Source organism: Paenibacillus glycanilyticus, assembly GCF_023715145.1.
Lineage (GTDB): Bacteria > Bacillota > Bacilli > Paenibacillales > Paenibacillaceae > Pristimantibacillus > Pristimantibacillus glycanilyticus_A.
Genome location: NZ_JAMBNP010000002.1, coordinates 107,717 through 127,193 on the forward strand (window position 1 = coordinate 107,717; position 19,477 = coordinate 127,193).

Annotated in this window: 13 protein-coding genes and 2 pseudogenes; all 15 read left to right on the top strand. The window is 50.3% G+C overall.

Going from position 1 to position 19,477, the window contains the following annotated elements:
* The first annotated feature begins 24 nt into the window (after positions 1 to 24).
* Positions 25 to 1,998, top strand: a complete 1,974-nt coding sequence (locus M3194_RS05680; protein WP_251652338.1) for an alpha-L-rhamnosidase-related protein — start codon at positions 25 to 27, stop codon at positions 1,996 to 1,998.
* Positions 1,999 to 2,473: 475 nt separating this feature from the next.
* A pseudogene (locus tag M3194_RS31200) lies at positions 2,474 to 2,800 on the top strand (ATP-binding domain-containing protein); the annotation flags it as partial.
* Between the two features lie 107 nt (positions 2,801 to 2,907).
* Positions 2,908 to 3,045 carry a hypothetical protein gene (locus tag M3194_RS05690; protein ID WP_251653217.1) on the top strand — a complete coding sequence of 46 codons (138 nt, stop codon included), beginning with the start codon at positions 2,908 to 2,910 and terminating at the stop codon, positions 3,043 to 3,045.
* Positions 3,046 to 3,169: 124 nt separating this feature from the next.
* Positions 3,170 to 4,009 (top strand): helix-turn-helix transcriptional regulator, encoded by an 840-nt coding sequence (locus M3194_RS05695; protein WP_251652341.1) that lies wholly within the window; start codon positions 3,170 to 3,172, stop codon positions 4,007 to 4,009.
* Between the two features lie 175 nt (positions 4,010 to 4,184).
* Complete coding sequence (locus M3194_RS05700) at positions 4,185 to 5,138, top strand: glycoside hydrolase family 43 protein (RefSeq protein WP_251652343.1); 954 nt, start codon at positions 4,185 to 4,187, stop codon at positions 5,136 to 5,138.
* Between the two features lie 200 nt (positions 5,139 to 5,338).
* The gene (locus tag M3194_RS05705; RefSeq protein WP_251652344.1) at positions 5,339 to 7,084 is read left to right on the top strand and encodes a type 2 periplasmic-binding domain-containing protein; all 1,746 of its coding nucleotides are present in this window, start codon (positions 5,339 to 5,341) and stop codon (positions 7,082 to 7,084) included.
* A 91-nt stretch (positions 7,085 to 7,175) separates the two neighbouring features.
* Entirely contained in the window at positions 7,176 to 8,090 is a 915-nt protein-coding gene (locus tag M3194_RS05710) for an ABC transporter permease (RefSeq protein ID WP_251652345.1), read from the top strand.
* A gap of 19 nt (positions 8,091 to 8,109) precedes the next feature.
* Complete coding sequence (locus M3194_RS05715) at positions 8,110 to 9,009, top strand: carbohydrate ABC transporter permease (RefSeq protein ID WP_251652347.1); 900 nt, start codon at positions 8,110 to 8,112, stop codon at positions 9,007 to 9,009.
* Positions 9,010 to 9,031: 22 nt separating this feature from the next.
* Complete coding sequence (locus M3194_RS05720; RefSeq protein ID WP_251652349.1) at positions 9,032 to 10,774, top strand: glycoside hydrolase family 2 protein; 1,743 nt, start codon at positions 9,032 to 9,034, stop codon at positions 10,772 to 10,774.
* A 302-nt stretch (positions 10,775 to 11,076) separates the two neighbouring features.
* Positions 11,077 to 13,125 carry a GxGYxYP domain-containing protein gene (locus tag M3194_RS05725; RefSeq protein ID WP_251652351.1) on the top strand — a complete coding sequence of 683 codons (2,049 nt, stop codon included), beginning with the start codon at positions 11,077 to 11,079 and terminating at the stop codon, positions 13,123 to 13,125.
* A 315-nt stretch (positions 13,126 to 13,440) separates the two neighbouring features.
* On the top strand, positions 13,441 to 14,430 hold the full coding sequence (locus M3194_RS05730) for a cell wall hydrolase (RefSeq protein ID WP_251652353.1): 990 nt from the start codon (positions 13,441 to 13,443) through the stop codon (positions 14,428 to 14,430).
* 291 nt (positions 14,431 to 14,721) lie between these two features.
* The gene (locus M3194_RS05735; RefSeq protein WP_251652355.1) at positions 14,722 to 16,572 is read left to right on the top strand and encodes an assimilatory sulfite reductase (NADPH) flavoprotein subunit; all 1,851 of its coding nucleotides are present in this window, start codon (positions 14,722 to 14,724) and stop codon (positions 16,570 to 16,572) included.
* 78 nt (positions 16,573 to 16,650) lie between these two features.
* Positions 16,651 to 18,375 carry an assimilatory sulfite reductase (NADPH) hemoprotein subunit gene (cysI, locus tag M3194_RS05740; protein WP_251652356.1) on the top strand — a complete coding sequence of 575 codons (1,725 nt, stop codon included), beginning with the start codon at positions 16,651 to 16,653 and terminating at the stop codon, positions 18,373 to 18,375.
* Between the two features lie 302 nt (positions 18,376 to 18,677).
* Positions 18,678 to 19,125: pseudogene (locus M3194_RS31815) on the top strand (transposase); the annotation flags it as partial.
* 11 nt (positions 19,126 to 19,136) lie between these two features.
* Positions 19,137 to 19,379 carry a transposase gene (locus M3194_RS05755; RefSeq protein ID WP_251652360.1) on the top strand — a complete coding sequence of 81 codons (243 nt, stop codon included), beginning with the start codon at positions 19,137 to 19,139 and terminating at the stop codon, positions 19,377 to 19,379.
* The last annotated feature ends 98 nt before the right edge of the window (positions 19,380 to 19,477 follow it).

The following is a 19,477-nucleotide window of genomic DNA, read 5'->3' on the forward strand; positions in this document are numbered from 1 at the left end:
AGGTTCTGAGAGGATGAGTTCGAGATGAGTCAAAGCCCCGAATGGATTTGGTATCCGGGAGATTTTGAGATTTATCATCATTTGCTGCTGAATACGAGGCGAGAAGAACGGTATCATCGTTGGCCTGCTTTCTGGCGGCTGGACGACTGCTATCATAATGTACGTTTCCGCAAAGAAGTAATGTGCGACACTCCGGAAGAAATGACGGTGCATGCGCATGGCAGCGGTCTCATATGGGTGGATGGGAAAAGGTATCCTTTCGGAAAACCAATTAATCTCGCGGCCGGCAGCCATATGATCGAGATTATGGTGGCGCGTACGGATGGTTTGCCCTCTGTCTTCATAGAAGGACAACAGAGCGCAAGTAATTCAACTTGGGAGGCAAATGATTACAGCGTCGATTGGCTGCCGGCCGGATGTAACGGCTTGTACCTGAAGCAAGAGGATGATCCTTCTATTTTTGCTTTTCAGTATGAGGAGATCCTGCCTGTTTCCGTTGAACAAAGAGAGGACGGACTTCTGTACGATTATGGCAAAGAAACCTTTGCCGCGCTGCAATTCGAGAACCTGCAAGTCTCCAAGGACATAAAGCTTTTTTATGGAGAATCGATAGAGGAAGCATTGGATACAGATCATAGCATTATTATTGATACAATTCCGGCAGCAAGCCATTCGTATCGCTGTCATCCGCGGGCGTTCCGGTATATTTTCCTTCAGGGGGTGCAGAAGGAGCAGCTTGAACTAACTGCCATGTACGAGTATTTGCCGCTTGAGCAAAAGGGAAGCTTTGCATGCTCGAATGTTTTGATTAACCAGATCTGGCAGACAGCCGAATATACGCTCCACCTGAACAGCCGGGAGTTCTTCCTGGACGGGATTAAGCGGGACCGCTGGGTATGGTCGGGCGATGCTTACCAGAGTTACCTGATCAATAACTATTTGTACTTCGATCCGGCTATTACGAAGCGGACGATTGTCGCTTTGCGGGGAAAGGATCCAATCGTCCGGCATATTAACACGATTATCGACTATTCCTTTTACTGGCTAATGAGCGTTTACGATTATTATGAAACGACGAAAGATTTGGATTTTATCGCCTCGATCTATCCTCGGATGAAATCCATGATGGATTATTGCATCTCGCGAACAGATGATGACGGATTCATTCGCGGCAGAGAGGGAGATTGGGTATTCATCGACTGGGCGGAAATCGATAAGACGGGCGCGGTGTGTGCCGTGCAAATGCTATACGCAGAAAGTCTAAAGGCGGTGTGGACTTGCGGCGAGCTGATAGGCGCCGGAGAAGAAATATACCTGGAGCGCTACAAGCAGTTAAAGAACCGGATCGATGATAGCTTCTGGGACGAGGAGCAAGGTGCCTATATCGACAGCTTCGAATCGGGTAAGCGGAATATTACGCGGCATGCCAATATATTTGCTTTGTTATGGGATATTGCGGATTCGAAGCAACGGGAGAGCATTATCGCAAACGTGCTTCTTAATGACGAAGTTCCGCAGATCAACACGCCGTACTTCAAGTTCTACGAGCTCTCGGCGATGTGCGGGATTGGTCAATTGGAGTATGTATCGGCGCAGATACAGGATTATTGGGGCGGCATGATGAAGCTGAACGCTACGACCTTCTGGGAGGAATATAACCCGGAGATTACCGGTCCCGAGCGGCTTAGCATGTACGATGACCGTTACGGCAAAAGCTTATGCCATGCTTGGGGTGCAAGTCCCATCTATGTATTAGGACGGTATTATCTAGGCGTGTATCCAACGTCGCCGGGCTACGAGAGCTTTATCGTGGAGCCTCGGCTTGGCGGATTAGAGTGGATCAAAGGCACGGTTCCGGTCAATGGCGGGACGGTCTCCGTTGAGCTGTCGGAGGATGCATTGGAGGTTGCCGCAGACCGGCCTGGAGGGATCTTGCGTTGGAACGGCCAGGACTATCCGCTTGCGATAGATCACCCCATAAAGTTGAGTTTGAGATAAATAGCAATAAGCCGGCAGATTGATCTGGCCGGCTTATTTTTATGTTGAATCTTATAAAATTCCAATAGGTAAATAGACCCAGCGATTCTTTACGGTGTATAATTAGCCAATAAACATCAGGTTCGGGAGTTTTAAACGATATCATTTAAAGCGCTTACATAACTCATTTCAGTATGCGGTCCTCTCCTTATTGTTCAAGTGCAAAAAAAACGATTCAAGGCGACAGCTCCCAATCGGTTAATCCTTATTCCTCCTCTTCGCTCTCGGTCATTAAGATGGTATTTCCTGAGGCACACACGGTAGAGCTGCTCAAGAGTTACCGTTCAACCTGCGAAATTGTTCAATTCATTCAGAAGATTAATCCTGACAGCAAGATCATTCCGATTGAGCGGCATGGCGAGTAGCCCCGGATTTTTCAAGCGTCGGACCGTGACGAAGAAATCATGCAAATAAACGATCTCATTACCGAGTTCATGCAATCGGGGAATCGCAATTTAGGAATTATTTGCAAGACGCAGGATCAGGCGGAAAAGCTATATGGAGAGTTAGGTGTAACCCAAGAACCGATTCATCTGCTTACCTTCAGCAGCGACAGCTTCAGGAGGGAGTTATTATAACCTCTGCCCATATGGCAAAAGGCTTGGAGTTCGACCAGGTTATCGTGCCTTTTGCGAGCGAGTCTAATTACAATTCAGAACTGGATAGAAGCATGCTGTATATTGCTTGTTCAAGAGCCATGCATGCGCTGGCGGTGACCATGCACGGAACCCCTTCTTTGTTCATTCTGGAAATGAACACATGATCGTTTCGTTTTCTAGTTTGTTCTATTAATATGAAGACAGAGCATTGTCCACCAAGTCAACCGTCTGAAAAATGGAGGGGGATATTAGTTAAGCGTAACGATTAGGGATGCCAGAGCTGCTGGAGGACTACGGGGAATTATTTTGCGTCTGGTTTGACGGGGCTTGCGGCGAAGGCCCAAATGGCAAACGTCATTTGAAGGAACAGGAAATTAACCATGCCGTGTACGACCGGTTAAAAGCTTGAATCTATCTGTTGCATCTCCAATCTCTTATTCGAACCATTGCTTGAGCAGCTGCTGGAATAATTGCTATAATTTCCTAATAGGGCTGCAGGAACCACAGCATGTAAAGGCTAAGGGGGATGGAAGATGGAACAGTGTAATGAAGGCTTTATTATAAGCATCGACCGTTTTAAGCCGCATACCTTTCAACCGATTGAAGGAGACGGCATCTTTATCTCACATTCTCATGATTATGATGAATTGACTTTGGTTCTGGATGGAGAAGGGTACTACAGCTCGCCGGAACAAAATATAAAGGTGGGTGCAGGCAATTTAATCCTGATCCCTCCCGGACTTCATCACGGGTTTGTAAGTACGGTTCCTTGGAGAGGAGTCTCCGTTCATTTCAACCATGACCAGCTTCCGCTGCAGTCCCAATACCTGTTCCATGCGGGATACGAGCATAACCGGATTCACTGTATCCAGCTGGACGAGGAGGATACGAATTGGGCAGAGATCAGCATTGGTCAGCTGGAGAGGGAATGGAAGAAAGAGCAAGGCTGCATCGATTCCCATAATATTATGCGAATTGCCTTCGAGACGGCGGTTATCTTGTTCCAGCGCTATAAAACAAACTCCGTCCATGCGGCTGGCGGCAGGAACGATCAGACGATTATCCACGAGGTATTAAAGGAAATTCACGCCAGGTTCTACAGCCAGCTGACCGTGCATGAGCTTGCATCCAAGCATTACGTATCCGAGAGCAATCTGCGCAAAAAATTTTCGGAAATCATAGGCGTGTCGCCAAAACAATATATGATTAATCTTCGGGTAGAAGAGGCTAAAAGGCTGCTGCGGCAGACCGATAAAGCGATTGAATCGATATCCTCGGAGGTAGGCTTCACTTCTTCCAGCCGGTTCTATGATTTTTTCGTCAAAGCCGAAGGAATTACACCGTTCGAATGGCGTAAACAACAATTGAGATAACGCAATAAATCAAACCGTCTCCTAGAGGCGGTTTTTTTTCGACCGTCGAAACCGCTTTGGCTATTCCTTTTTTCGTACAAAAAGTAAAGCGCTTTCGTAATTGTTCATCATACGGAATCTCCTAGATAATAGGAGATGCAAGGAGTAATGAAGGAGCGAGTAAAGGAGAGAGTAGATGGTAAATGCTGAAACGTTTTGCAACCCCGTTGTTGCAAGCGCTGCCGATCCTTGGGTGTATAAGCATACCGATGGTTATTATTATTTCATGTGTACACGGGGGAATCGTCTGGAGCTGACGCAATCGGCCAGTTTGACAGGACTTGCGGAGGGGCAAAGACAAACCGTTTGGACACCGGAGCCTGACGGTCCGTACAGTCATCATTTATGGGCACCTGAAATTCATTTCCTAAATGACAAATGGTATATCTACTACACGGCGAATGATGGCGGAGGAGATGACTCCCGAAGGATCTGCGTCCTAGAGAATGACAATGCAGATCCGCTGGAAGGGGAATGGAGCTGGAAAGGCGCGCTTCCGACTCCTGTACCTGGGCTTGATGGCAGCGTCCTGCAGATGGATGATCGGCTGTACTTCCTTTATGCCGGCTATGGTCACTTTCCGGATTATGGATCAGCGATCTATATCATGCAGATGGAGGATCCTTGGACAATAACCGGTGATCATGTCTTGCTTACGGCTCCAACCCTTGAGTGGGAGAAGCAGGGCGGTATGGCGATTAATGAAGGTCCCGTCATTCTGAAGCGAAACGGCAGAGTATTCCTCATTTATTCGGCGAGCACTACCTGGTCCGAGGATTATGCGCTTGGGATGCTTGCGATGGAGGATTCGGCAGATCCGATGCTTGCGGATTCCTGGACGAAAACGATGGAGCCGGTGTTCCGGAAAAGCGTTGAGCAAGGCGTGTACGCGACCGGGCATAACAGCTTCACCAAGTCGCCGGATGATCGGGAGGATTGGATCGTGTTCCATGCGCTGCCTGCACCGGGTGCCGAGACGAAGCTTCGCGCAACACGTATTCAGAAGTTTGGCTGGAAGCCTGACGGAACGCCTGACTTTGGCATTCCTTATGGCGATACTTATGCCCTGGAGGTTCCTTCGGGCGAATAAGAGGCAGAAATTTTTTTGCTAATTAATACATTTATTTTGTAATTAAGTAGTTTTTTTGTGGATCGGAAAGGGATTGGAATCCTTTTAGGAAGCGGGATTTCCCGCGGATTAACCGCATTAGTTCTAATATTTAAATATGAAAACGTTGACATTCTGGAGTCGCCGATCATTTTAAAAAAATGAAAGCAGGGGGATAAAACATGGGAACGATCAAAAAACGTTTGCTTAACCTGATGCTGGTATCCGTACTAACGGGCTCCGCTTTGGCAGCCTGCAGCAACAACAGTAATGATCCGGAGGAATCCGCCGATCCGGCGGCAACGACCGAAAGCTCGCAGGCACCGGCCGAGACGGCAGCCTTCTCCGACATCAGCCCCACGATCCGCGGCAATAAAGCGCCTACCCAAGAGCAGATGGATGAAGTCAACAATACGTTAAACGATACTTACCTGGGCGATCTGTACGATGAGAAGATCCCAAGCCATTACGGAGCTTATCCTTATAAGAAGGACGTAACGCTGGATATCTGGCTGCCGGCCGACTCGAATATTCCGGATTATAATAACCAAGTCGTACAGAAGCAGGTAGAAAAGCTGACCGGCATCAAAGTGAATTTCATTACGCCTCCGGTTGGCCAGGAAGCGGATGCGTTCACGCTGATGATGTCCTCCGGCGAGCTGCCGGATATTATTATCGAGCCTGAGCGGTATCCGGGTGGGCTTGAAGCCGGCGTCAAGGACGGGGCATATCTGGATTTGACCGATCTGATGGAGAAGAATGCGCCTAACTATTCGGAATGGCGGAACTCGGACGAGACAAGAAGGAAAACAACGGTAACGGACAGCGGCAAGCTTCTGGGCTTCTACGGCATCGCGCCTTATTCCGAGTGGATGTGGTTCGGCATGCTGATCAAGAAGGAAGCATTGGAGAAGACAGGCCTCGAAGTGCCAAACACAATTGATGAGTGGCATACGTTCCTGACGAAAGCGAAGGAAGTCGGCTACAGCGAGCCGCTTAACTATGGTTCGACGTACGGCCAGATCTTTACCGGCATCATCAACGGCGCTTACGGCGTATGGGACTGGACGTTTATGGATGCGGACGGCAAAGTGCAATGGGGACCAGCCCAGCCGAAAGCGAAGGATTACCTGGCTACCATGCAGCAATGGAACAAGGAAGGACTGCTGAACAAGGACTGGGCTACGGCGGACTTCAACCAGCGGATGGCAAGCGCCATCTCGGATAAAACGGCGGTAATGATGGATTCGCCGGATACGATGTGGAGCTATTGGAAGCAGCAGAACAACATTGACTTTGTTGGTGCCCTGAACCCGGTTCTGAATGCGGGAGACAAGGCGGCAACCACGTACAAGAACTTCAAGAGAACGGGCAGATCCGCTGCCATCACAACGCAGGCTGACGATGTAGAAGCGGCTATGGCATGGCTTGATTTTGCTTACAGCAAGAAGGGCTGGGAAATTCTGAACTACGGCGAGTACGGCAAGGTGCATCTGGTCGACGAGACGGGCAAGCCTTACTTCCAGCCGGAGAGCTACATTTATAAGGATCCGGATGGCCAGCCGGTCGCAACGACACTTGTGAAATACCGCATGCACTCCTGGCCTGACATCCGCGACGAGCATAACTCCAACCCGCTGATCGTGGCGGAAGGCAGCTACTCGGGCGATATCCGCAAGAACTGGACGGAGAACATGGATACGAGCGTAGCTATGCCGCCGCTTACGTTTACGCAGGATGAAGCATCCCGCGAAGCGGAGCTAGGCAATCAGCTGTCGACGCTGCGCGGCGAATATTTTGCCAAGATTATTAAGGGCCAGCTGCCGGTAGATGCGTACGACAAATTCCTGAGCGAGGCGAAAAAGATGGGGCTTGACGAGTTCCTGAGCATCCATCAGGCGGCGCTTGACCGGTATAACCAAAGATAACGGCAGGTTCAAACCGGACATGAACGGGCACGGCCGTTTGCGGAATCCGCAGGCGGCTGTGCCCGTACCTGGGAAATAAGGCGGTGGATGCATGAGAACAGGTCTAGTCATTAAAAAGGACGTCAAGAAAAACTGGTTTGTTTATTTATTGGCCGTCCCGGTTATCGCATGGTTTGTTATTTTCTGCTACGGGCCGATGTGGGGATTGTTAATCGCGTTTAAGGATTTCAAGCCGCTGCTGGGCTTCTCGAACAGCGATTGGGTCGGGCTGAAGCATTTTATCGATTTCTTCCAAGGGCCCTATTTCTTGAGGGTTGTCAAAAATACGCTGCTCCTGAATGTCTGGGGTCTTGCGTTCGGGTTCACGGCTCCGATTATATTGGCGCTTATGCTCAACGAAATCCGTGACGGCAAGTTCAAGAAGCTGGTGCAGACGATTACGTACATGCCGCACTTTATCTCTCTTGTTGTCGTATGCGGGATGATACATATTTTTACGGCGGACGAAGGGGTTATTACCCAGCTGCTGCAGCTGATTACGGGCAGGGACTATACGTCGCTGCTTGGTTATTCCAATTTCTTCAGGCCGATCTATACGTTCTCCGATATTTGGCAGAGCATCGGCTGGTCCAGCATTATCTATCTCGCTGCCATGAGCTCGATCGATTCGACGCTGTACGAAGCAGCGGAGATGGACGGGATCGGCAGGCTGAAGAAAATGTGGCATATTACGCTTCCGCAGATCAGCCCGGTTATTATTATCCTATTTATCTTTGCGGTAGGCGGCATCATGGCCTCCAGCTACGAGAAGATTATCCTTCTCTATAATCCGTTGACCTATGATAGAGCGGATGTTATTGCGTCCTACGTGTATCGCAGAGGCTTGCGCGAAGCGAGCTTAAGCTATTCGACAGCCGTTGGACTCGTCAGCTCGCTGGTTAACTTTGCCCTTCTGTGGGTGACGAACAAGATTGCAAGCCGCAAATCCGAAGCGAGCTTATGGTAGGAAAGGGGAGGCCTTAACGATGAAGTACCATTCGATCAGCAGCAAGGCGTTTGACGTCACCATCTATGTGCTGCTTGCCGCTTTAACATTGTGCTGCCTTTATCCGATTGTCCATATTATTTTCGCTTCCGTCAGCGACCCTGCAAGACTGGTTGCCCACAAGGGTGTTCTATTGCAGCCGCTTGGACTTACCTTTGACGGCTATAAGCTGATCTTCAAGGATAACAGTCTATTAGTCGGCTACAAGAATACAATCTTGTATGTAGGGCTTGGAACGTTAGTGAATATGCTTATGACGATTATGGGAGCTTTTGTTCTATCAAGACGGGATTTATATTTCAAGAGATATATCATGATCATCATCACGGTTACGATGTTTTTTGGCGGCGGCTTAATTCCTTGGTTCTTATTAATGAAGGATATTGGCCTGTATAACAATCTGTGGGCGATGATTCTGCCGACTGCTCTGAATACATGGAATATGATCGTGCTCCGCACCGGCTTCCAGTCGATTCCGGCGGAGCTGGAGGAAGCGGCGATTATAGATGGCGCCAGCCAGCTGAAGCTGCTTGTCAACGTCATCATTCCGCTATCCAAGGCAACGCTGGCCGTTATATTCTTGTATTATCTCGTTGGCAACTGGAATTCTTGGTTTAATGCGATGGTGCTGCTGAAGGACCGCGATCAGTTCCCGCTGCAGCTGCTGCTGAAGGAAATTCTGGTCGCGAATGATTCAACGGCAACGACGCAGGGCAGCGCCGGCGGCGTCATTATCGACAGTGCCTCAAGCGCTACCGCCTTCCGGGAGCTGGTGAAGTACTGCACGATTGTATTCTCGACTCTTCCAATTCTGATGGTATATCCGTTCCTTCAGAAGTATTTCGTCAAAGGCGTTTATGTGGGATCGATTAAAGGCTAAGAGCAAAGGAGCTTGCTAACCTATGACACAACCAATTCCCCGTCCCGAATACCCGCGTCCTCAGTGGGTTCGGCCGGATTGGATCAACCTGAACGGGCAGTGGCAGTTCGAAATCGACCATGGCAAAAGCGGGAAAGAACGCGGTTTTCAAGTTGCCGGACATACGCTGTCCGGAGCGATTACAGTGCCCTTCTGCCCGGAGAGCAAGCTCTCCGGGGTAGAGTACAAGGACTTTATGGCATCGGTATGGTATAGAAGGGAGATCAGCCTGCCCGATGACTGGAATAGCGGCCGGATTCTGCTTCACTTTGGCGCAGTCGATTATGAGGCAGAGGTATGGGTGAACGGTACGGCAGTAGGCAAGCACCGCGGCGGTTATTCCTCTTTCAGCTTTGATATTACGTCGGCGGTCATGTCAGGAAATAACGTCATAACCGTGTATGCCGCAGATGACGTGCGTTCGGGCCGTCAGCCGCGCGGGAAACAATGCGGCGGATACTACTCGTCAGGCTGCGATTATACCCGTACAACGGGGATCTGGCAGACCGTCTGGCTGGAGCGGGTGCCGGAGTCCTACTTGGCCGGCATGAAGATTGTTGCGGATCCGGATAATGCTTGCGCGCACCTGGATATACAGCTTGGCGGAGACGGGGGGGAGGCAACGCTTGCTGTTACTGCCCTGTATGACGGTATTAAGGTTGGCTCGGCCAGCATAGCCGTATCCGGCTCGGCGGCCAAGCTGTCGCTTCCGCTGTCCGAGGTTCATTTGTGGGAACCGGGACATCCCAAGCTGTATGATCTTGAATTGAGCTTGGTTCGTAATGGTCAGGCATTCGATACGGTTCAGTCCTACTTCGGGCTTCGTACCGTGAAGCTGGACGGGATGGCCTTCCGGATTAACGGCAAATCCGTGTTCCAGCGTCTTGTGCTGGATCAGGGCTTTTACCCGGATGGCGTCTACACGGCTCCAAACGACGAGGATCTCCGCAAGGATATCGAAATCTCGATGGGGCTTGGCTTCAACGGGGCAAGGCTGCATGAGAAAATATTCGAGCCGCGTTTCCTGTACTGGGCCGATAAGCTCGGCTACCTCGTATGGGGAGAGCATGCCAACTGGGGGCTCGATATTACGACGTCGGAAGGGCTTGCCGGCTTCCTGCCGGAGTGGCTGGAAGGGGTAGAGCGTGATTTCAACCATCCAGCGCTGATCGGCTGGTGTCCGTTCAACGAAACATGGGACCAGGATGGTGCCAAGCAAAATAATGATGTTCTTCGCATCGTCTATGAAGTTACCAAACGGGTGGATCCGACGCGTCCGGTGATCGATACAAGCGGCAACTTCCATGTTGTAACCGATATCTTTGACATTCATGATTATGATCAGAATGTAGAGACGTTCCGGGCAAGATACGAACCGATGAAGAACGGCGGCGAAGTCTATAATACGTTCCCGAAACGGCAGAAGTATGAGGGTCAGCCTTATTTTATCAGCGAATACGGCGGTATCTGGTGGAATCCGGACCAGAAGGACGAGCAATCATGGGGGTATGGCGACAGGCCGGCATCCGAGGAGGCGTTTATCGCGCGTTATGCGGGGCTTACGGATACGCTGCTTGACCATCCCATGATGTTTGGGTTCTGCTATACGCAGCTCTACGATGTGGAGCAGGAGGTCAACGGCCTGTATACCTACGACAGACGGGCGAAATTTGACCCCGGGCTCATCCGGCGTATTAACAGCCGCAAGGCGGCAATTGAGGACTAATATGACGAATAAGGTTATGAGCAAAAGACTTCCGGCTTTTCGGAGGTCTTTTCCTTTTTGCCTCATGGAGGTCTTTTTTTGCGTTTTTTAGGGCATTTATCTGCTTCTAAAGACCCCGGTCACGTTAAAAAGGAACTATTTATTTGGAAATTTTTGTCGAAGTGATTGTAATGATATATATAATATATATAATATGTCTTGTGAGTTGGAAACAGCTACATTGCACCGACTGGGAGGTGGGAAGTCAGCGTTTCGTTTTCGAACAGGAAGCATCACTATTTCATAATACGAGGTGTGGGACAATGATTCGAAAGTTAACGGCAATCAGTTTAGCAGTTGTCAGTACGCTGTCTTTCTCGGCTGGATCTTACGCACAGCCACAGCCGGCGGCACAGGGTTCTACCATTTCTTGGCCGGACAAACAACAGCTTCCGACCTTCAAGCAGCCTAAGCAGCTGGAGGTTGCGGACATTTACGATGCTCCGGGAGATGTGAAGCTGTTATTCTCCACGCTAGAGGGGATCGTGAACCGCAAGGAACCGCGAATCTACCTGCTGGAAAACAAAGAAGAAGGCAAGTTCAAATGGCTGAATGACCTGGACGCGGATTATAAGGTGCGCGATGATTATTTTGACATCCTGAAGCAGTTCAAGAAGGAAGTTAAAGGTCTTATTATCTACGATCCTAACGTACCGGATTCCGTGAACGTGGCAACAACGCTAGCCGGACTTCGCGACAGCGTGGCCGTAAGCCCAGAACTGGCCAAAAAGCTGCAAGCTGCACCATATAGCTTCAAAGTAATCGAGGATTTGCAAGGGAAGTTCAAAGACCGGGTAGATGCTTATACCTGGCAGTATGAGAATTTGTGGAAGGAAACGACTCACCGGATGCTGGTTGGTCTGAGCCCGGAGGTATCGGCACGTCCGCCGGCGAATCAGCCTGACACGTACAAGGTTGTGGCGCAGGAAGAGACGGAAGAGCGCGATGCCAAAAACCGCAAGGTTTACGATCTGGATCTGTCCCAATTCGTAGCGAAGCCAGACGTGTTCGTAAAGTTTGGGGATGCGTTCACGAAAGACGGATGGGGTTCGGCCGTTCATGAAATTACGGTGAAGGCTGACGGCGAGACGATCGCTCATTTCCTGCCGGGTACTGCAGACGAGAAGCCTTACCTGTACGATCCGCAAGGCTCTCAGGTATCGACGGGAAGCGGCGGCCACCGTTTCGCTGATGGCGGCAACTACTTCACGTACAAATTCACTCCGCCTGCGGGCACTACCCAGCTGACAATGTCGGTTGAGATGTGGAATCAGTACAAGGTGAGCGCCACGAACGACCAGCCGTTCTCTTCCCAGACGAAGGAGCCTTACGGTTACCTCCGCGACTATGCTGTAGCGAACAAAGCGATGGTGTTCTGGCTGGATTCCAATGATCCGGCAGAAAAAGAGCTGTTTGAGAAAATTTTGTCCGATGTGAAGCCTGGCACACCTTATCTTGGATGGTTCAGCAATGACTTCCAAGGCGAATTCAGCGGCGTGGAGATTGCTTCGAATCATGGCGTGTACGTGCTTGCGGCGGACTGGTTCAGCAACCTTACGGTCTTCTCCGGCACTAAGCCTAGCTTCTCGAAGCCCAAGGCTCCAAAGCCGGTGAAGCTGGACAATAAAATTTACGTAACGTACACCTTCAGCGAAGGCGATAATCTGCAATACAACCAGCATAGGCTGCGGATCCTGTGGGATGACCCGAAACGCGGCCAGGTGCCGATCAACTGGACATCCAGCCCGCTGCTCTATGACGCTGCACCCGCTATGCTGAATTACTTCTACGGCACGGCAACGGCGAATGATCAAATTATTGCCGGACCTTCCGGAGCAGGTTACTTCTACCCGGCTGCATGGCCGGAAAAAGCGCTTGCCGATTTCCTGAAGAGCACGAAAGAATACCTGACTAAAACCGGAATGAATATTCCTTATGTTCTTAACCGCCTGAATGGCGAAAACCTGCCGCTCAGCAAAGCGAATAACGCAGCTTACCGTGACTTGTATGACGTGCCTGGCCTCTTCATCGGCTGGGATAACTTCACTAAGGTCGACATCGTTGACGGTCTGCCGACTTCCAACATTCAAGGCGTGGGCAGCGCGAACGATGTGAAAAAAGCGCTGGCCGACGCGAAAGCGAAATGGGACGGCAAATCGCCGCTCTTCGTATCCCTCGGCATCCTCGCTTGGGGAATGACGCCTACGGATCTGGCCAACATCTCTGCCGAGCTTGATCCTTCGTACCAGGTTGTCCTCGCCGATCAATACTTCTCGCTGATCCGCGAAGCGAACAAACTGCCGAAAAAGTAATCCAAAGTTCTAGAACAAAGACCTCCGGGAAACAGGAGGTCTTTGTTTGTTTTATTCCTCAAATCTGCCCTGCGAAACTCCGTTAACTATTCTGCCGGTGACGAATAGTGAGATCTCAAACGGTATTATTAATCATATAAATTAATAATAAATGAGAAAGAAATCGATAATTTATGAGAAAAATGAAAGAATTTATGGCGGATTTCGGCTATTCTGTGAAAATGTTAATCCAAACTTCATATTTGCGTGTGGTACAATTACCCAGAGCATGAATGGTTCAGGGCTTTATACCTACATAATTTTAAGGAGGTATATATGATCATACATAGCATGCAAAAATCTGTGAAGATCATGTCTTGTGTAATGGCTTTAGCGCTTCTCTGGCTCAGTGCTGGACCGCTTGCCAGCGTTTCTGCAGCAGAAGCTGGCGCATCGGTAAAAGTGAATGGCGAGAATGCGAAGCTGTCGGATTCCATTATTACACAGAATAACAGAATGTATGTACCGGCCGCGCGCATTGCTACTATGCTTGGCGCGGAATACAGCTGGAACACGGTAAATGAAGAACTTACAATAGATACGGCCTATAATGATGAAGTTGTGTTCGGTAACGGCGTGCCGGTGGTTTATTTCAATGACGGCCGCTACAAGATGGATGCGGCTCCCTTCATGGAGGATGGCAGGATGTATGTGCCTCTCCGCCAGCTTGCCGAAGTTCTCCATGCTAATCTGGATTGGGACACCAACTCGAATGCCGCCGAGCTGACTGAAGTGCAGCGTGCGGTTGTAACCGAGGAGAACGGATTGGCCGAGATCAGCAAGAACGGCGGGATCAGCACGGCAGCGCTGCTCAAGCGCAACGGATTGAACAGCAAGGATCAGGTAAAGCCCGGAACAAAACTAAAAGTCGTTATCCCGTCATTCCTGGATAATCCGGCAGCATCATTTACGCAAAATGATTTGACGCTGCTCGCCAAGATTTCGCAGATTGAAGCAGGAAAAGGGTCTTATGAAGGACAGCTTGCCATTGCGAATGTTATTCTGAACCGGGTGAAGGACTCGCGGTTCCCGGATTCCATTCATGATGTTATCTACTCCGGCAAGCAATTCCCGCCGGCTCATAACGGACTGCTAGACAAGAGCAAGCCAAACGCGAGCGCTCTGCGCGCTGCGAAGGATGCTCTAAACGGAAGGAATAACGTCTACAATGCCGTTTATTTTTTTAATCCGAATGTTACCAGAGGAGCATTCTGGGACAGCCTGGAAGTCGTAGCTACGATTGGCGGCCACAGCTTCGCAAGATAAGCACGTATATATAATAGAAGAGATCGTTTTCGGCAGATGACCGAAACGGTCTCTTTTTTATTTACCAAATAAACGCGATAATGAATCCAGCAACCATAATTAGGCAAAGAATAGAGCAATAATAGGGCTTTTTGCAGCTTTATAAATAAAAGTGATTAATTCTACAGAATATCTTATAGACAATTTTCGACGAATGGATTGAACCTGACGTACGGCTGCGTTAGTATTTAAGTATAGAAAAAACAGAGTATCGAAGTCGGATTTTATAGATTGATGTGAGGTGGATGTTGTTTGCAACTTCAAGTGACGAATAGTCCGTTTACAGGCGAGCAAGCAGAACTGCTTAATAAGCTGCTCCCAACTTTAACAGGATCTCAAATGCAATGGCTGAGCGGTTATTTAGCTTTTTACGGCGCGGGTAATAACACGGCATTGGCATCGGTAGCTGCAGGAGCTGCAGCTGTTGCCGAGGCACCATTGGCCGCAGTGCCTGATTTGCCTCAAGCTCTTAAGGAAGCAACCATTTTGTTCGGATCGCAGACAGGCAACGCGCAAAGACTGGCAGGTCGTCTGGCTGACAAGCTGAAAGGCCAAGGCTTTGAGGTTACGGTGTCGGCGATGAATAAGTACAAAACAAACAAACTAAAAGAAGTCGGCTATCTGTTTATTCTCGCAAGCACGCATGGCGAAGGAGACCCGCCGGATAACGCGTTAACCTTCTATGAGTTCCTGCACGGCAAGCGTGCGCCAAAGCTCGAAGGCATGAAGTTCTCCGTTCTGGCTCTTGGCGATACCTCGTACGAATTCTATTGCAAAACAGGCGCGGACTTTGACACAAGACTAGCAGAGCTTGGCGCTGAGCGGATCGTTGACCGTGTCGACTGCGACGTTGACTTCGAAGATGCCGCATCCGGCTGGTTAACAGCTGTTACTGGCGCAGTTAGCGCAACGGCGGTATCGGCAGCTCCGCAAGCGGCAAGCGCACCCGCGGCTGCGCAAACCTCAGCTGAATCGGAATATACCCGCGCGAATCCGTTTATGGCGGAAGTGCTGGAGAGCTTGAACCTCAACGGCAGAGGTTCGGACCGCGAGACCCGCCATCTGGAACTGTCGCTTGAAGGCTCGGGACTTACTTATGCGCCTGGCGACGCGGTTGGCGTATATGCGAAGAATGACCCTGCATTAGTAGAAAATATTATTGCATTGCAGAACTGGAATGCCGAGGAGAAAGTGGTAACGGGCAAAGCAGGCGAGACGTCTACGCTTCGTGAAGCGCTTCTCCACCATTATGAGATTACGGTATTAACAAAGCCGCTGCTGGAAAAAGCAGTCGCTTTCTCGGGCAACAGCAAGCTGGCCGAGCTCGTTAAACCGGAAAATAAAGAAGACCTGAAGGCTTACCTGAACGGACGCGATCTGCTTGATCTGCTCCGCGATTATGCGCCTTGGACGCTGGCTCCTGCTGATCTGGCTACGTTGCTCCGCAAGCTGCCGCCGCGTCTCTATTCGATTGCGAGCAGCGAGAATGCTCATCCGGAAGAAGTTCATCTGACAATCCGGAAAGTAGAATACGAAGCTCATGGCCGCGAACGCAAAGGCGTATGCTCGGTCTATGTATCCGAGCGTCTGCAGCCTGGCGACAAGCTGCCGATCTTTATCCAGCAGAACCCGAACTTCAAGCCGCCGGTTAATCCGGAGACACCGGTTATCATGGTTGGTCCCGGCACTGGCGTGGCTCCGTTCCGCGCATTTATGGAAGAGCGCGAGGAGACCGGAGCTGAGGGTCAAACCTGGCTGTTCTACGGTGACCGTCATTTCGTAACGGATTTCCTGTATCAGACCGATTGGCAGCGCATGCTGAAGGACGGCGTATTGTCGAAGCTGGACGTTGCGTTCTCCCGTGATTCGGATGAGAAGGTTTATGTACAGCATCGCATGCTTCAGAACGGCGAAGAGCTGTACAAGTGGCTGGAGAACGGCGCGCATGTGTATGTCTGCGGCGACGAGAAGCATATGGCGCATGACGTGCAATCCGCACTTCTGACTATCATTAGCCAGTATGGCGGTAAATCCTCGGAAGAAGCGGCGGCTTACCTGGCTGAGCTTCAGGAACAAGGACGCTACCAACGGGACGTATATTAAGCGCTTGGATAAGAGCGCATCGCAAGAATAGATCAAGAGAGTATGAACCCATATCTATGGGCAAAGGAGCTAACAGCAATGGCAAAGAACCATAAAGTCGAGCCCGTCGGCGGACCGCCGAGCGACGTGGAACATCTGAAACTGGAAAGCAACTACTTGCGCGGCTCGTTGACAGACTCGCTGGCAAACCGGATCACAGGCGGCCTGCCTGAGCTCGACAACCGTCTTCTGAAGTTCCACGGCAGCTATATGCAGGACGACCGCGACTATCGCAATGAGCGCGAGAAGCAGAAGCTCGAGCCGTATTTTCAATTTATGCTTCGAGTCGTTACGCCGGGCGGCGTAGCGACTCCGGAGCAATGGCTTCTGATGGACAGTCTGGCTGACAAGTACGGAACAGGCAGCCTGAAGCTGACAACGCGTCAAGCGTTCCAGCTGCACGGCGTATTGAAATGGAACCTGAAGAAGACGATTCAAGAAATTAACGACGCGATGCTTACGACACTGGCTGCTTGCGGCGACGTTAGCCGTAACGTCATGTGCAACCCGAATCCGTACCAATCGGAGCTTCATAGCGAAGTGTTCCACTGGTCCCAGCAGCTGACATCGCATCTGGCGCCAAAAACGCCTGCGTACCATGAAATCTGGCTGGATGGCGAGAAGGTAGTGGACGGAGCGGAGCAAGGTGAAGTTGAACCGATTTACGGTCCGGTGTACCTGCCGCGTAAATTCAAGATCGGTATTGCGGTACCGCCTTCGAATGACGTGGACGTGTACTCGCAGGATCTTGGCTTTATTGCGATTGTTGGTGAGGACGGCAAGCTGGCCGGCTTTAACGTCAGCGTTGGCGGCGGCATGGGCATGACTCATGGCGACACGGCGACTTACCCGCAGCTTGCTAAAGTAATTGGCTTTATTACTCCGGATCAAGTACTGGATCTGGCGGAGAAGGTTGTCACGATTCAACGTGACTACGGCAACCGTTCTGTACGGAAATATGCCCGTTTCAAATATACGATCGACCGTCATGGCATGCCGTGGTTTATTGACGAGCTGCAAGACCGCTTGGGCTGGGAGCTTGCTCCTGCTCGGGAGTTCCATTTCGACCACACTGGCGACCGTTACGGCTGGATCAAAGGCAAAGACGGCAAATGGAACCTGAACCTGTACGTTCAAGCCGGCCGCGTTGTGGATACGGAAGGCAATAAGCTGAGAACGGCGCTTCGCGAGATTGCAAAAATCCATACAGGCGATTTCCGTCTGACGGCTAACCAAAACCTCGTTATTGCGAACGTTACGACGCAGAAGAAAACCAAGATCGTTGCCTTGCTGAAGGAATACGGCATTGCGGAAGGCTCGAATTACTCGGCTCTGCGCCGCAGCGCCTTGTCTTGCGTAGCTCTTCCGACTTGCGGTCTCGCCATGGCGGAAGCAGAACGCTACCTGCCTTCGCTGATCGATAGACTGGAGCCGATCCTTGCAAATGCAGGGCTTCAGGACAAAGAAATCAATATTCGCATGACGGGCTGCCCGAACGGCTGCGCACGTCCCGCGCTTGGCGAGATTTCGTTCATCGGCAAATCGCCAGGCAAATACAACATGTACATGGGGGCAGGCTTCTCCGGCGACCGCCTCAGCAAGATGTACAAAGAGAACATCGGGGAAGACGAAATTATTGATACCCTTACACCAATCATTCACCGCTATGCGGCTGAACGCAGCGATGGCGAGCATTTTGGCGACTTTGTTATCCGCGCGGGTTATGTGAAGGCTGTAACAGACGGAACAAACTTCCACGAATAAAGAAAAAAAGGGGTGTCCCATAAGTCATGTAAATGACGATGGGACACCCCCTTTGTTTGTATTTGGGCTAAACAGCAGCCTGCGCATGAAATGTTCTTCCGATCGCCATTGCTCAGGGATTCCTTCGAATCAACGAGGTACGGTTGGCATCCCTTCACAAAAGCGAACGCTGACGCTTCTCCAGAATCATTTCATGCTCCGTCTGCCCTTAACCTGTTCATAAAATGCTCAAACAAAAAGAAGCCGACCCTTGTTAAAATGGAGGTACCACCCAACCATTCTAAGTAAAGAGAGGCTTCTTTATGTACAAAGAATATACCATGGATCAACTGTCCTTGCCAATGGACTTACAAGAAGATATCCCCGAAAATCATCTCGTACGCGTCATAAACGATGCGGTCAATCTCTTAGATATGAAGCTCTTCACCAAAGCTTATCCCGGAGGTGGCCGGGACAGCTACCACCCCAAAATGCTCATGAAAGTCGGTTATCTACGCGTATACACAGCGCATCTACTCCTCTCGCCAAATTGCCAAAGCAGTACGTGAAAATATCATGTTTATGTGGCTGGCTGCTAGGCAACGTCCAGATTTCCGGACCATTAACCGTTTCCGCTCTGAACGTATGAAAGACGTTCTAGAGACGGTATTTACAGCTGTTCTTCAGTTTCTCAAGGAAGAGAACTTCATCAAGCTGGAGCACTACTTCTTGGATGGGACGAAAATCGAGGCGAATGCCAACCGTTACACATAAAGGTCAGCATGGAATATCTTCGACTCAAGCAGCAAGCGAGAGAGCAACTAAAGAGCGAGGATGGACATGCCTTGTCGGTTCGACGGATGCATGAGCCGGAAAGTGTGTTTGGCCAAATAAAGAATAACCGGGGATTCCGCAGATTTCTGCTTCGAGGCTTGCCGAAAGTGAGCCTCGAGGTCGGGTGGCTTTCCCTTGCCCATAACTTGCTGAAGAAAGCAGCAAGAGCAAAAATATCGCTGTCAGGGTAACCCTCTGCAGCGATATTTTCATGAAAAAACGTTTTTATTTACCTATGCGAGCCGTCTTTATAGTGAGCGATCACCTTTTGAGACGGCCGCTTTTTCTT